The 12,961-nt window shown below is 67.0% G+C and carries 13 protein-coding genes; 7 read left to right on the forward strand and 6 right to left on the reverse strand.

Features of this window, described 5'->3' with window-relative positions:
* Positions 1-3: 3 nt before the first annotated feature.
* Positions 4-216 (forward strand): hypothetical protein, encoded by a 213-nt coding sequence (locus ENSA5_RS36785; RefSeq protein ID WP_181197114.1) that lies wholly within the window; start codon positions 4-6, stop codon positions 214-216.
* A gap of 398 nt (positions 217-614) precedes the next feature.
* Here the strand turns inward: ENSA5_RS36785 and ENSA5_RS00650 are convergent, their stop codons facing one another.
* The 3 genes from ENSA5_RS00650 to ENSA5_RS00665 all read right to left on the reverse strand — a co-directional run bounded on the left by ENSA5_RS00650 (position 615) and on the right by ENSA5_RS00665 (position 3,209).
* Positions 615-1,946, reverse strand: a complete 1,332-nt coding sequence (locus ENSA5_RS00650; protein ID WP_146155170.1) for a hypothetical protein — start codon at positions 1,944-1,946, stop codon at positions 615-617.
* A 427-nt stretch (positions 1,947-2,373) separates the two neighbouring features.
* On the reverse strand, positions 2,374-2,865 hold the full coding sequence (locus ENSA5_RS00660) for a hypothetical protein (RefSeq protein WP_106389609.1): 492 nt from the start codon (positions 2,863-2,865) through the stop codon (positions 2,374-2,376).
* Positions 2,865-3,209 carry a hypothetical protein gene (locus tag ENSA5_RS00665; RefSeq protein WP_106389610.1) on the reverse strand — a complete coding sequence of 115 codons (345 nt, stop codon included), beginning with the start codon at positions 3,207-3,209 and terminating at the stop codon, positions 2,865-2,867. The genes ENSA5_RS00660 and ENSA5_RS00665 overlap by 1 nt, the downstream gene beginning before the upstream one ends.
* 586 nt (positions 3,210-3,795) lie before the next feature.
* Here ENSA5_RS00665 and ENSA5_RS00670 point away from each other — a divergent pair.
* The 3 genes from ENSA5_RS00670 (at position 3,796) to aqpZ (ending at position 5,956) form a co-directional block, all read left to right on the forward strand.
* Positions 3,796-4,161 (forward strand): DUF7009 family protein, encoded by a 366-nt coding sequence (locus tag ENSA5_RS00670; protein WP_106389611.1) that lies wholly within the window; start codon positions 3,796-3,798, stop codon positions 4,159-4,161.
* 3 nt (positions 4,162-4,164) lie between these two features.
* Positions 4,165-5,109 carry a hypothetical protein gene (locus ENSA5_RS00675; protein WP_106389612.1) on the forward strand — a complete coding sequence of 315 codons (945 nt, stop codon included), beginning with the start codon at positions 4,165-4,167 and terminating at the stop codon, positions 5,107-5,109.
* A 130-nt stretch (positions 5,110-5,239) separates the two neighbouring features.
* The gene (aqpZ, locus tag ENSA5_RS00680) at positions 5,240-5,956 is read left to right on the forward strand and encodes an aquaporin Z (protein WP_106389613.1); all 717 of its coding nucleotides are present in this window, start codon (positions 5,240-5,242) and stop codon (positions 5,954-5,956) included.
* Positions 5,957-6,144: 188 nt separating this feature from the next.
* On the opposite strand, the gene ENSA5_RS00685 is transcribed toward aqpZ, so the two are convergent.
* Complete coding sequence (locus ENSA5_RS00685) at positions 6,145-8,118, reverse strand: hypothetical protein (protein ID WP_106389614.1); 1,974 nt, start codon at positions 8,116-8,118, stop codon at positions 6,145-6,147.
* Positions 8,119-8,386: 268 nt separating this feature from the next.
* Here ENSA5_RS00685 and ENSA5_RS00690 point away from each other — a divergent pair, with 268 nt between their 5' ends.
* Together ENSA5_RS00690 and ENSA5_RS00695 are read left to right on the forward strand one after the other, a co-directional pair.
* Positions 8,387-9,190 carry a hypothetical protein gene (locus ENSA5_RS00690; RefSeq protein WP_146155171.1) on the forward strand — a complete coding sequence of 268 codons (804 nt, stop codon included), beginning with the start codon at positions 8,387-8,389 and terminating at the stop codon, positions 9,188-9,190.
* A complete protein-coding gene (locus tag ENSA5_RS00695; protein ID WP_106389616.1) occupies positions 9,187-9,654 on the forward strand; it encodes a hypothetical protein in 468 nt (155 codons plus the stop codon). The genes ENSA5_RS00690 and ENSA5_RS00695 overlap by 4 nt, the downstream gene beginning before the upstream one ends.
* On the opposite strand, the gene ENSA5_RS00700 is transcribed toward ENSA5_RS00695, so the two are convergent.
* Positions 9,651-10,364, reverse strand: a complete 714-nt coding sequence (locus ENSA5_RS00700) for a hypothetical protein (protein WP_146155172.1) — start codon at positions 10,362-10,364, stop codon at positions 9,651-9,653. The two genes, ENSA5_RS00695 and ENSA5_RS00700, sit on opposite strands and share 4 nt — an antisense overlap.
* Positions 10,365-10,542: 178 nt before the next feature.
* Positions 10,543-11,757, reverse strand: coding sequence for a hypothetical protein (locus ENSA5_RS00705; protein ID WP_146155173.1), 1,215 nt, complete (start codon positions 11,755-11,757; stop codon positions 10,543-10,545).
* Between ENSA5_RS00705 and ENSA5_RS00710 the strand changes: the two genes are divergently transcribed.
* Positions 11,756-12,958 carry a gluzincin family metallopeptidase gene (locus ENSA5_RS00710; protein ID WP_146155174.1) on the forward strand — a complete coding sequence of 401 codons (1,203 nt, stop codon included), beginning with the start codon at positions 11,756-11,758 and terminating at the stop codon, positions 12,956-12,958. The two genes, ENSA5_RS00705 and ENSA5_RS00710, sit on opposite strands and share 2 nt — an antisense overlap.
* Positions 12,959-12,961 lie beyond the last annotated feature (3 nt).

A 12,961-nucleotide genomic window follows, 5' to 3' on the forward strand; every position in this document is an offset into this window, starting at 1 on the left:
CAAGTGCGTGCCTGGGCCCTGGTCGGCGCTACTTGCGTCGCCTTGGGCTGTCGGCCGCGATCGAGCTCGACGCCCGCGGAGGCCGTCGCGGCCCCAGCCGTCGACCACGGCGAGCCCCTGCCCTACCACGGCACCTGGGTCGGGCCCGAGCTGACCTTCGCCGGGCCGTGGGTGCTGGTGCGGCCGACGGTCGCCGACCCGGGTGTCGTTCTGTGATCGCCTCGACGTCAGCAACAACCCGATTGATGAGGTCCACGGCGTCTGCCTCGGCCTCGAGCGCGTATCGGCGCACTTGCAGCACCTTGCCCTCGGCGTCGTAACTCGTCGTCGAACCCACCCACATCATTCGCCAGTTGTACTCCGCCGAGGGTGGTGGACTCCGCTTGTAGATTTTTTGCGCACGATGGCGCTGCATGTCCACGTTCGCGGCAGCCCGCTCGGGCGATAGTGGCTTATCCATCCGCACCGCCATGCGGTCGAGCCGTGGGCCTACCTGCGTGATGTCTTGACGTATTCGATCGATGATCTCAAAGTGGTTGTCGGTCGGCGTGAAATCGGGGATCCTGTCGTCACGGGGCATCGCGTCACTCGAATCTACTCTTCCGATCCTCCGATCAATGGCCCACGACCTCGACGCGAACCATGCCCGCGAACTCGAGGGGCAACACGAGTTGGAGGGTGTAGTCCCCTGCCCCAAGCAGCCGCGGTAGTGAGATAAATTTCTCCATCCAGGCGTCGGTAAATCCAAGCGCCCCATCTCCACAGCTCGCGCATTGCTCTAGGCGCAGCTCTGCGCCAGTGAGATCGAACGGCGGGGGCTCGGGAACAAACCCCCAGCTATACTCACCGTCAGCCAAGATACGTACCTGATACGAGAAATGATAACGGGACCCACCGGGCCCAACGGCGTTGGGGTGGGCACAGGATGCATCAATCTCGAACAGGTACTCGTCACCCGGTCCGAGCGCCACGACGGGCTCGCGACTACATTCCCAGAGTTTGGCGCGATCTTCTTGTTCGCTGCAGATGGGATAGCTCGCATAAGACGCGAGCAATTCGTCCAGCCCCACGCCGATCGTGGAGAGCGCAGCATCGTCAAACTCACCGCGTGTCGAGCCCTTCGGAGTCATGGCGCACAGGGTGAGCACCTCCTCGAGTCCGAACTCGAATACGAGAAACGAGACGAAGTGCCGAGCCCGATGATAGTCCGAGCTCACCATGATGACGCCGTCGAAGCTCACCGCCAGCACATCTTCGATTGAGCTTTGCTCGATCGAACCGGCGGCACTCGGCCACGTCCCCCGCATGTATTCGGCGAGTCCCTCGGAGAGTACGGCCACACATGGCTCGTGCGCGTGGTTGAATATTACATGGTTCAGTTCGTGCTCGTGGGGCAGTTCTCTGGCGAAGGCCGTTTCCATCCCGTCGTTGACGTGCACGCACGCATTCGCTTGTCCGCAAATCCCCTGCTCATCCCAGAGCTCCGGCGAATACCAGTGATAGGCACCGATCGTCGCTGGCGCGAGATCGAGCGGCTCGGCCAGCGCGGCCACATAGCCGTCCAGCCACTCGGGCGTGCCTCCGCAGATCTCTTGCTCGTCGCGGTCGAACCCGCGGATGACAAGCCACTCCGTTTCGACCTCGAAGTCTAGATCTCGGTCGACCGGTTCGCCCGTCACGCACGACATCGAGCTACAGATGGTAGCCCACACGACTGCGATCCCGTTTCTCGTATTCGAGTTCGGACTCGAGGAGGTGCTCACCCTGTGCGCCGTGACTCCGAAGGGCTCGACACGCGGTGAGTCCGACTCCCAGATCTGGATCTCGACCTCGGAGGGGGCGTCGTCCGGGGCCTGCTCGATGACCACCTCGAGGGGCGTTTGCAGCACGGGCTGGGCGGGGGAGTTCCAACGCAGGACCCACTTTGATTTCTTCTTCTTGCCCATCGCGCGGCGCTCGGTCTTGCCACGATATCGCACGGTGTGACGTCGGGCGACTCGATACGGCCAAGCATGCGGACGAGCATGCGACCGCCTCGATCTCGAGCGGCACCAAGATCGGGGCGAGGGCTAGCAGCCCGGGCTGCTAGGAGCTGCGACACCCACAGCGGGCTCGGGGGCGCTGTAATTACGGAGCTCGTTGCGGACTCGGGACACTAGCAGCCCGGGGTGCAATGCCTCGCGCCGCCTCGCTTGGCCTTTTCGCCGAGGGCTTTGTCGCCAAAACTTGCAGTACGCCCGGTACAGCGGCGCTTTGGCTTCGCGCCCTCGGCGAAAATTCCGGCGCGAGGCGACACGATGCATTGCACCCCGGGCTGCTAGCCGGAAGCTGCCAGCGCCCAGCTCCTCACCGCGACCACCTCGGCCTGAGGCCTCAGACCCAGTTGCCGTCGGCGTCCAGCCCCATGGGCCAGTAGGGCATGCAGGCGATGAGGGTCACCAGGTCGTCCTTGCCCGCGTCGATCAGCCACTTCAGCAGGAAGACCTCCGGGTACACCCGCTGCTCCGGCGGCAGGGCGCCGTTCACCTCTTCGCACTGCAGCCAGTACGAGCGGACGATCCACACCACCTTGGGATGCGAGGCCGCGCCGGCGGCGCGCCTGGTGAAGGCGGCCTCCAGCGCGTCGTCTTCATCCAAGCCCCGCGCCCGCTGCGCCTCGATCGTCCTCGCCCACCAGGGCTCGGCGATGTCATGGGCGGTCTGGAGGTCGCCCAGGTATTCGTCGAACAGCGCGCGATGCGCGGGGGAGACGGCGTCGTCCAGCTCGCGCGCCATCTTGCCGGGGATGCGGGCCACCACGTCGCCGGGCTGCTCCAGCAGCCGCCTCTTGCCGTCCTCGACTTCGAAGTAGGTGATCACAGCCATCAGACGGTCTCCTCGTTGGCGTCGATGCCGATGGGATTGAAGAAGAGGCCGATCACGATCTCGGCGATGTCGGGGGCGAGCTCTTCGACCTGGCTGATCAACACGTCGGCCTGATCGTGCAGCTCCTGCCGAGCGGCCTCGTTCAGCTCTTCGATCTTCAGGTAGTAGCGACGGTAGATCTCGATGAACCGCGGATGGCCGCCCAGCCCGGTCGCCCAGCGCAGCAGGACGGTGTCCTCGTCCTCCTCCGCGATCCGCTGCTCCAGCCAGGCCTCGAGCTGGGGCGCGATGGCGCGCACCTCGTCGATATAGGCCGCCTGAATCTCCTCGATGCTCTCGCTCATTCCGTCTCCGCCTCCGGTCACTCCGCGGGATGGGCGGCGAGACTCCATCTCGCGCCTGCCCGGGGACCTAGCATGACCGATGGCGATGCCGAAGACAGATCCGCTGTCCACCGCCGCGACGGGGGACCGGCTCAGGCAAGGAGGGCGACAACCCCGAGACCCGCCGCTACCCCAAGCCGGTCTGTGAGGACGCCGGGTTCATTGCGATGCTCGAGGCTCTGCCGCAGGTCAGCGAGGCCACTTCCGAGGTGTCCCCGGACACCCCAAATGTGCGGGCTTTCCGTGATTTTGCCCTGATCCACCGGCTCGAGGCTCACACCGATCCTCGATCGGGCTGTTCCCGACCGACTTCGCGCTCGACCGGGCGTTGTTCGAGGTGTCCCGGGACACCTCGAAGGTCACCCGGCCGACCTCGGGGTGTCCGAGGACACCTCGAAGTTAGTGCAAAGGACCTCGGCGCTGAGCAGGTGACGAAACCTTCGTCAGTAAAGTGACGAGCGCGTGCTCGGCTCGGAGCTGGCTCCGTCCACGGCCAGAGCTGCCCGGGCGCGCAAGCGCAGGGCCGGAGCGTGGTAGCCTCCGCGGCGTGAAGCTACGCATTCGTGGCGACTCGCTCCGCCTTCGCCTGACCCGCACCGAGGTCGACGCCCTGCGCGAGACGGGGCGTGTCAGTGAGACGATCCACTTCGGCGCCCGCGCGCTCGACTACGTGCTGTCCAGCGCCGACGTCGACGCGCCCGAGGCTCGCTTCGTCGACGATCGGATCGAGGTCGCGCTGCCTCGCGCCACCGCCCGGGCGTGGGCCGAGGGTGACGAGGTCGGGATCGAGGCCGAGCAAGGCGCGCTGCGGCTGTTGATCGAGAAGGACTTCCGCTGCCTGAGCCCGCGCGAGGGCGACGACGACGACGACGCGTTCCCCCATCCTGGCGCCGAGTCGGGCGCGAGCTGCTAGCGAGTGCGTGCCTGGGCCCTGCTCGTCGCGGCTTGCGTCGCCTTGGGCTGTCGGCCGCGATCGAGCTCGACGCCCGCGGAGGCCGTCGCGGCTCCAGCCGTCGACCACGGCGAGCCCCTGCCCTATCACGGCACCTGGGTCGGGCCCGAGCTGACGCTGACCTTCGCCGGGCCGTGGGTGCTGGTGCGGCCGACCGTCGCCGACCCGGCTCTCGCGGCTTCCGCCGCGCCTCGCCACAGCCTCCAAGAAGCTGGGGGCCCGAGCGAAGCGAGGGTCTCGGAGCCCAGGCCCGAGCCAGGAGCCGCTAAAGAAGCTGTGATCGAGCTGCGCGCGACGATCGAGCGGCGCGAGGGCGACGCCTTCGCGCTCCGGACCAGCGTCGCCGGGGTCCTGGCCGCCGACTTCCTCCGGCCGACGGACTGGACCCTGCTCGTCGAGGACGGGCAGCTGGCGATCGCCATGGGCGACGAGCCGCTGACCGCCTACGTCGCCGACGAGCTCCCGCCCCCGCTGCTCGGACCCGCGATGCTCGACGAGCTCGAGCTGCCCGAGCAGCTGGTGATGGCCGACGCCGTCGCCTGCCTCGAGCTCGCCAGCTCGAGCTGCGCCGAGCTCGAGGCCGAGGGCCCGCTCGCGGGCGGCTGTCGAGAGCTGCGCTGGGCCACTTGCGTCGCTCACCTCGGGCCCCACGCCGCCGACCCCACGGTCCGCGCGGCTCAGGCGACCGCCGAGCAGATCCACACCCACGCCCTCGCGCTTCGCTTCGCCGACGGCCTCCGACAAGGCGCGCCCGCAGCCCAACGTGACGCCGCGGAGGCGCTCCATGCCCGCGCGCTCGAGCGCGCCGCCGAGGTCCTCGACGAGCTGCGACGCGACGGACCGCTGCCCGACGACCCCAACCTCGCTGGGCTGCTCGCGGCGATCGAAGGCGCCCAAGAGGGACGATAGCGCAGCCTCCTGCGTCCAGGGCACGTGCGACGCGCGGCTTCGCTAACAACGGCGCGGCGCCGATGATCCTTGGGCCTGGGTCAACCTACCTATGACTATCCGTGGCCCCCTTCTTGCTCTACCGTTGCGCATGACTCCCCTTCCCCGCAAGCTCTCCGCCGAACTCATCGGCACCTTCTGGCTCGTGTTTGGTGGCTGCGGCAGCGCCATCTATGCCGCCGCCTTCCCGAACGTGGGCATTGGCCTGCTCGGGGTCGCCTTGGCCTTCGGCCTGACCGTGCTGACCATGGCCTACGCAATTGGCCACATCTCTGGTTGCCACCTGAACCCTGCCGTCACCTTGGGCCTGGTCGCCGGGGGCCGCCACCCCGCCAACGAGGCCCTGCCCTACATCCTCGCTCAGGTCGCGGGGGCCAGCCTCGCCGCGGGCACCTTGTACCTGATCGCCTCGGGCAACGCCGGCTTCTCGCTCGGCGATGGCCCCGGCGCCTTCGCAACCAACGGCTTTGGCGAGCGCTCGCCCGGCGGCTACTCGATGCTCGCCTGCATCGTGGCCGAGTTCGTCCTGACCTTCATGTTCTTGTTCATCATCATGGGCGCGACCGACAAGCGGGCCCCGGCCGGCTTCGCCCCGATCGCCATCGGCCTCGGCTTGACCCTGATCCACCTCATCGGCATCCCGATCACCAACTTGTCGGTCAACCCGGCGCGCTCGACCGGCCCGGCCCTGTTCGTCGGTGGCGACGCGCTGATCCAGCTGTGGATGTTCTGGCTGGTGCCGATCGTCGGTGGCGTGCTCGGCGGGATCACCTACCGCAGCCTCGCCGCCAGCAACAGCGACAGCTGATCGGCCAGCTTGGCGTACGGGCAACGCGCGCATTGCCCGTACGCCAAACCCGCTCGCCCGACCGAGGCCATGTCGCGCAGGGCGTGGAGCTCAGTCGGCGGATCCTCGTCGCCCGAGCTCCACGCGCCGAATCGCCGAAGGCCCCGCTCTGCAAGATCGCGGCGCCTTCGGCCTCGTTCACGAGCTGCTTACTGCTCTTCGCTGACGACGGGCATTTCGCCCGACCAGTCGACCGTCAAGGTGCGTCCGCCCTGCTGGACCGTGAGCACCCGATCCACCAGGCTCACGTAGGGGCCGTCGAGCACCGGCCACAGCTCCGGGTCGAACTCGGGTTGGCCCGCGCCGTTGATCTCGACCTCGGGCCGGACCAAGACCGGGATCTCTGAGTCATAGACGTAGTCGGGCGCGGCCCAGGTGGCCCGCAGCACGTCGCCCTCCGAGTCGGTGTAGCTCACGCTCAGGGTGTCCCAGTCGACTTCGAGCGAGTTCGACTCCAACTGGTCCTGGAAGGCCTCGAAGCTGCCGTGCTGCTCGATCGTGCCCAGCTCGTAGACGATCGCGTTGGTCGCCCCCTCCGAGCGGATCATGTTGAACTCGGCGAGCTCGTCGCTCATCTCGGTATCGATGACGTAGTCGCGCAGCGGGCGGATCCCGACGTAGACCTCGCCCTCACGCAGGAAGATCCACCCCTCGCTCTCGACCACCTCGTCCACCGACTTGGGATAGCGGGTGTCGGCCCGCTGGATCTGCGCCTGGAGCCGCTGGTCGGCCCAGTAGCCCAGGCCCTCCCACGGGTCGAGCTCGGGGATGCTGAACAGGCTGATCACCGTGTTCTCGTGGTGGGCGATCTCCTGGAAGGGCGAGTTCGAGGCCCCGCGCCAGGCCTCGGCCTCGGTCAGCGCGCTGCCCCAGTAGTTGTGCGAACTCTCGATATAGTTGTAGGTGTCGCTGCTCGCGTAGGCGAGCATGAAGTTCTTGAAGTTGACGTAGAAGCCGCCGGGTTGGTAGCGGAAGAAACCCGTCCCCACGGCGTAGTCCTCGGTCCGATAGACCGTACGCATGTTGTCGTGGGGCGAGCCCCCGCCCCATGCACCGAAGCGCGCGAACGAGCCGTGCGCGGTGTAGGTGGAGGTCATGCCCGTTGCGACCTTGCGGATGATGTCGGACGGGCACCATTCGATCGAGGCGTTGTAGACCACGGTCGAGTTGTGGCTGTGCGAGAGCCAGGTCTCGGCGTCGTCGGTGATGTTGGTGCCCTCGGGCCAGTACATCCAGTGCATGAACTGAACATTGGGCTGGACCCCGTGATAGTTGGCGTTGACCTGCTGGTAATTCGAGCGATTGTAGGGCGGCAGGGTGATGCCATGAAAGGTGTTCATGGCCAGGTTGGCATAATGAAAGAGCAGCGCCGCCTCGGCCGCCCGCACGATCTCCTCGTCATCGGCGAAGGCATACAGCCCCAGCAGCGGGAACAGATGCAGCATGTCGTAGGTGGTCGAGAGGTTCTCGGTGTACCCCTTGTCGTACAGGCTAGACATCACCTGCAACAAGTTGGCCCTGATCGACTCGTGCAGCTCGTCCCCCGGCACCAGCGGCCCCTGGTTGGTCAACCAGTCGTCCTCCCCAGGAAACCACTGCGTGAACAAGAAGCCCGCGAAGTTCTTCATCAACGCGTGGTTCTCGGTACCGTGGCCGTTGATCTCGTGCCACGACTTCATGCATTCCTTCATGTCCTGTCGCTGGGCCTCGGAGAAGTGGTCCCAATACAGGCCCAGGGCGTAGGTTCCGGCCGGGACCGACTGATCGTTGCCCAGGCACACCGTATACACCGCCTGCTCGAGCGCAGCCTGGTCGTCGGGATCGACGTACAGCGCGCCCAGGAGCGTCGCCCAGCCGTCGGGATTGGCGAGCGTCTCCAGGACCCAAGCGCGGCGGTCATTGAAGACCTCCTTGGGTTCGATGGGGCCGGGGTCTTCGCCCTCGCCGTCGCCGTCGCCGTCGCCGTCGCCGTCGCCGTCACCGTCGCCGTCACCGTCACCGTCACCGTCACCGTCACCGTCGCCGTCGCCGTCGCCGTCGCCGTCGCCCGTGCTCTCCCCGGTCTCGCAGGTGTCGACCTCGCTACACGAGTCGTCGGTCGATGGAGCGGTGCACCCGACCAACCATAGAAGCGAGGCACAGGTGAGGGAAAAGCGCGGATGATTTTTCATCACGCGGGCACGCTACGTTCCCGGCTCGACGCGCTCAAGCGATCTAGACAACACCGATGGGCTCCGCGAGCTTCGGTCCGCGTGAGAGGCTCCCCGCGAGGCCGGAGACGGCGAGAGCGCGAGCAGGCCGCGCGAGACGCATGACAGCAGGGCGAGTACATCGTTACCGAGGCCTTCGCGCTCCACTATCGTTGAGCGCTGCCAGGACTACGACAAAGTAATGCTCTGTCCTGAATTCATGGGGCCCCGCGAGCAGTGGTGGTTCACGCCGGTTTTGTGGAAGTCGATTCCCCAGCAAGAATACGATGGCCCCCACGAGTGGGCTCCGCTTCGCGAGCGCTTCGCTAGCGCTTCGCCGCGCCAGGGCCAGGGCCAGGGCCACTTTGACGCCCTCGATGGTTTGGTGGAGGTAGCCGTTGGACTCCAAGACCTCGCGGCCAAATACTTCGCCATGATCCTGCTCGGCGCGGCTGGCAGCGACCGCCACCTCGCGGCCGCCCGCGCCTACATCTACGAGGACCGCCTCGCCCCCAACGTCGTCGAACTGTGTGAGCCCCTCGCTGTCTGGGGCCGGCTCACCGCCGTCGAGACCATCTTGTGGGTCTACGACCGCCACTTCGGGGCCCAGTGCGCCGAGGGCATCCCCGCCTATCTCACCACCATGCTCGAGCCCGAGTTCGGGCCCGCCGCCGACTACCCGCGCGAGGACACCCTCGAGGCCTACGAGGCCGCCGTCCGCACGCTTCACCAACAGCGCGTCGCCGAGCTCGGCGACCCGAACGCCTACGTCTTGTTCGGCGAGCGCTTCGGCACCAGCCCCTACGAGCTCATGATGCAGCCGCTCATGCGCCGACGCTTCGAAGTCACGACGGGTATCGACTGCTCTCACTTCTACGTCCGCCGCGACTTCCAGCCCCTGACCGCCGCCGCCCACCTCGAAGCCTGGCTCGACAGCTCCGCCCCCGACCACTTCATCCCCGGCGAGCGCTACTTTTTTGGCCACCACATCCCGCGCGACCCATGAGCACCTTCATCACCGCCAGCGGCCTGACGACGGCGGTCGGGGTTGGGACAGCGCCGGCTTGCGCGGCCATGCGCGCGGGCCTCGACGGCTTCACTGACCTGCCCTATCTCGACGACGAGCAAGAGCCGATCACGGGCGCCCCGGTGCCGACCCTGGACTGGTCGCGCGCGGCTCCCCTGCGCGCGGCGACCTTGCTCGCGACTGCGGTCGAGGAGCTCGCCGAACGCTGCCGGCTCGTCAACCTCGATCCGCGCGGCAGCTCGAGCTTTTGCTTGCCGAACACCGACATGCCCGTCGAGTTCACCCGCGCCGACGGGAGTCGCGTCGACGCCATCGCGCACCTCGACACCCTGATCATCGACCTCCCCCGAGGGCAGCTTCGCGCAGATTGCTGCCATGACCGCAGCGGCGCAGAAGATCTTCGAGCAGCCAACTCGAGGGCGGGTCGTCGAGCGGGCTGCTAACCCTTGAAGCTGCCGACGCTCGCGTCCCACACGTGGCGCGTGACCGCCTGACCATGGCGAAGCTCGACGGCGGACACCCGCCCGTTTTCATCACGCAAGAACTCGATGCTCGCCTCCGCCTCGGCGCAGTCATAGGGCTCGACGGCGATCCGTCCCACGCCCTCGAGCAGCGCGCCGGTCGGGCGCAAGAACGACCACTCAGGCCCGCGCTCGCAGCTGCCGAGGCGCGGACCCACGGCGATCAGCGTCGGGCCGTCCACGATCGGGACCACCGCGGCAGCGAAGCTCGCGCCGTCGACGAGCTCGGAGATCTCGTGCACGCGGATCGACTCGCCATCGCTGAGCAGGACCAGAAGATCGTAGGCCCCGGCGACCGCGGGCGCGGGCAGGAGCAGGACCGCGTCGAGCCGGGCGTCATCGTTGAGATCGACGACCACGTGATCCTGGACCTCGTCAGCCCGGCGGCCGTGATCTCGCAGGGCGCGGTCGAGCGCGAGCGGCAACGAGGGATCTTCTGCGATCGTGGTCCCGTCGATCTCCCAGCGCGTCGGCGCGCCGAGCTCGGCCGGATTGACCAGGTTATCGCCGCCTTCGGGCGCGCTGGCCTCGACCGGGCCGCTCGGCTGTACGGTCGCGTCACCCTGGCCGCCGCGCCCGCACGCGAGCGAGAGCAGCGGCGCCGCGAGCAGGAACAAAGCGCGAGAGCGCATGCCGTAGGTCAACGCGTGCGGGCCTCCATGTCAAGGATCGCGCGGGGTTATCCTCGCCGCGGTGTCGACCAGGCGCGACGATCTCGACGCAGCCCTCGAGCGGCTGCACGACCTCGACCCGGCCGAGCGCCGGACCCCGATCCGGACGGCGCCCTCCAGCAGGCCTCGAGTCGCGGCCTCATTGCACCGGCGCCAGCACGCTGGGCTCAGTGTTGAGCACGGCCGTGTACTCGCCGACGACGAAGGTCGCGTCGACGAAGTGGAACGAGCCATCGAGGCCTCGGATCGCCGTGGCGTGCGTGTCGTTCCCGAATTCGGCGATCGCCGGGAGTCCGCCGTAGAGCGCCTCACCGTCGACGAGGACGGAGGCGTTGACGACGAAGCGGAGAGTCCCAGGGGCGAAGGTCACAGCCTCGCCCTCGAGAGTGCCGCTGGCGGGGCCGCCGAGGCTGATGTGGGTGTTGCGGAACTCGAAGGAGCCGGCGCTTGTGTCGACGACATCGGCCTCGAAAGCGGTCAGGGTGAAGTCCACGGACATGTCGCGGTTGAGGGTCTCACGGGTCGATACGCTGGCGTTGTGGATCGCCGCGGTGATCTGGGCGCTGGGGCCGCTGACCGTGACCGCGCCCGCGGCGATCGAACCGCCAGCCTCCTGCTCAGCCATGGAGGCCGGGATGTTGGTGGGTTCCTCGCAGGCGCCGGCCGACGGGTCGGACGCGTAGGGTTCCTCGGGATCGAGGGCGCAGCTGAGGTGGAGGGTGGCGTCCTTGATGTGGCCGAACTTGGTGGGGCTCGATGCACCGCCGCCGAGGCCGAGTTCGACGATCTCGTCGGGGTTCTCGGCCACCTGCTCCGCGCAGCGGGCGAGGTACAGGGGCGCCTCGAGCATATCGGCGTAGGCGTAGAGGTCGGCTTTGGAGATGTCGTAGGCACCCTCGAGGATGGGTTCGGGAGCCACGAGCGCGTCCGCGGAGGCGCGGATCGCTGCGATCGCAGCGTTGCAGGCGGCGAAGCCACAATCGAGCTCGCACGTCCCGACGACGCTCTCCTCGGCGGCGTCATCCGTGCAGCAAGCCGTCGGCGTGGGGATGCCGAGAGGGATCTGGTAGAGGGGGACCGACGCGCAGTCGTCCGGGGTTGGGAACTCGGGGATGTTGAGCGGGTCCTCGTAGGCGAGGCAGCTGGTGAGGGGGTTTTGTTTGCCGGCGCCGTAGACATCGGTGACGAGCCAGCCGGTACCTTCGCCCTGGCAGGTGAGCTCCGCGCCAACCTCGAACTGGTCGTGGGGGGCGCAGCCCTCGAAGCCAGGGTCCGTGCCAGCGCCGGTCTCACCGGCGATGCACTCGCCCTTGTCATCCTGAAGACAGGGGCCATCGTCGCCGCAGGCAGCCATGAAGCAGAGGATGGCGGCGGGGAGGAGGTGGTGTACCTTGTTGGTCATGTCCGCCCCGCACTGCATCCAGCGTGCCAGCTTCATGGTGCTGGCGGGTGCGATGACGGTTGGCGCTTGTGCAGAGGACATCGAGTATCGCCCGCCCATGTGTTCGGACCGTGAACCGGAGGTCGATCTCCCCGATCTTCCGCTGGTTGACTCGACGGAAAACCTCGAGATTCACGCTGACGAGGGTCTCCTCCTGTGCGCAGGGACCATCGAGCTGTACGAGACCACCTACCGACACAACAACGCCGTGCTGGGTCTCGAAGATCCCCATGATGTGCGCTTGTTCTACACCAACTCCGTCGCAGAGTACTGCCCGGAGAACGCGAGCGCCTGCAACCTACGAGACGGCACTGCGATCGCGGGCCCTGGGTGGGTGTTTCATGAACTTGGTCACGCCTCGAACTGCGAGTGGCGCGTGTCGAGTGCCCCGGCTCTCAATGAAGGCTTGGCGACGAGCTTCGAGCCTGTGGCGCAAGACCACATGACTGACCCTCGAGAGTTCATCACGGCCGAGAGTCCCTTTGACGTCCACTACGAGTCAGCCGCCCACTTTGTCCGCTGGCTCATCGAAGAGCGGGGCCTAGAGCCCTTTCGAGAGCTGTTCTTGCTCGCCCCCCACAGCGGCGGTGATGGGGTGCTCGAAGCCATCGAAGACGTCTACGGCCAGGACGCCGACGCGCTGTTCGACGAGTATCTGGAGGCTGCGCCGTACCTCTGGGTCCCCTACCGGCAATGCACGGACCTCGAGGTTCTCGAGCCCAACGGCGACACCTGGGAGTTCAACTCGATCTTCGATTGCTCGGATCCTGCGACCCTCGGTCCCTATGAACGGCAGGAGAACATCAACTGGGACCAGCTCGCCAAGACGGCGATGTACCAGAGCTTCCTGATCGAGATCGAGACTCCTGGGGTCTATCGATTCGAGAGGGACGAGCCCGAGACGTCGATCGAGATTGAGCGATGCGTGGACCAGGTTTCGCTGTCAAAGCAAGAAGCTGAGGAGCAGTGGATCGACACCGGTCTGTTCCCGACCTTGCAGGGCACGACGGACATCGAGCTGCCTGCAGGGACCTACCGTGTGGACGTTCGCCGGGAGTACACCAAACCCCACCCGGTGTGGGTACGCATCTCACCCAACCCGGACGGAAACTGACGC

Origin of the sequence: Enhygromyxa salina (assembly GCF_002994615.1) — a bacterium.
GTDB classification, from domain to species: domain Bacteria; phylum Myxococcota_A; class Polyangia; order Nannocystales; family Nannocystaceae; genus Plesiocystis; species Plesiocystis salina_A.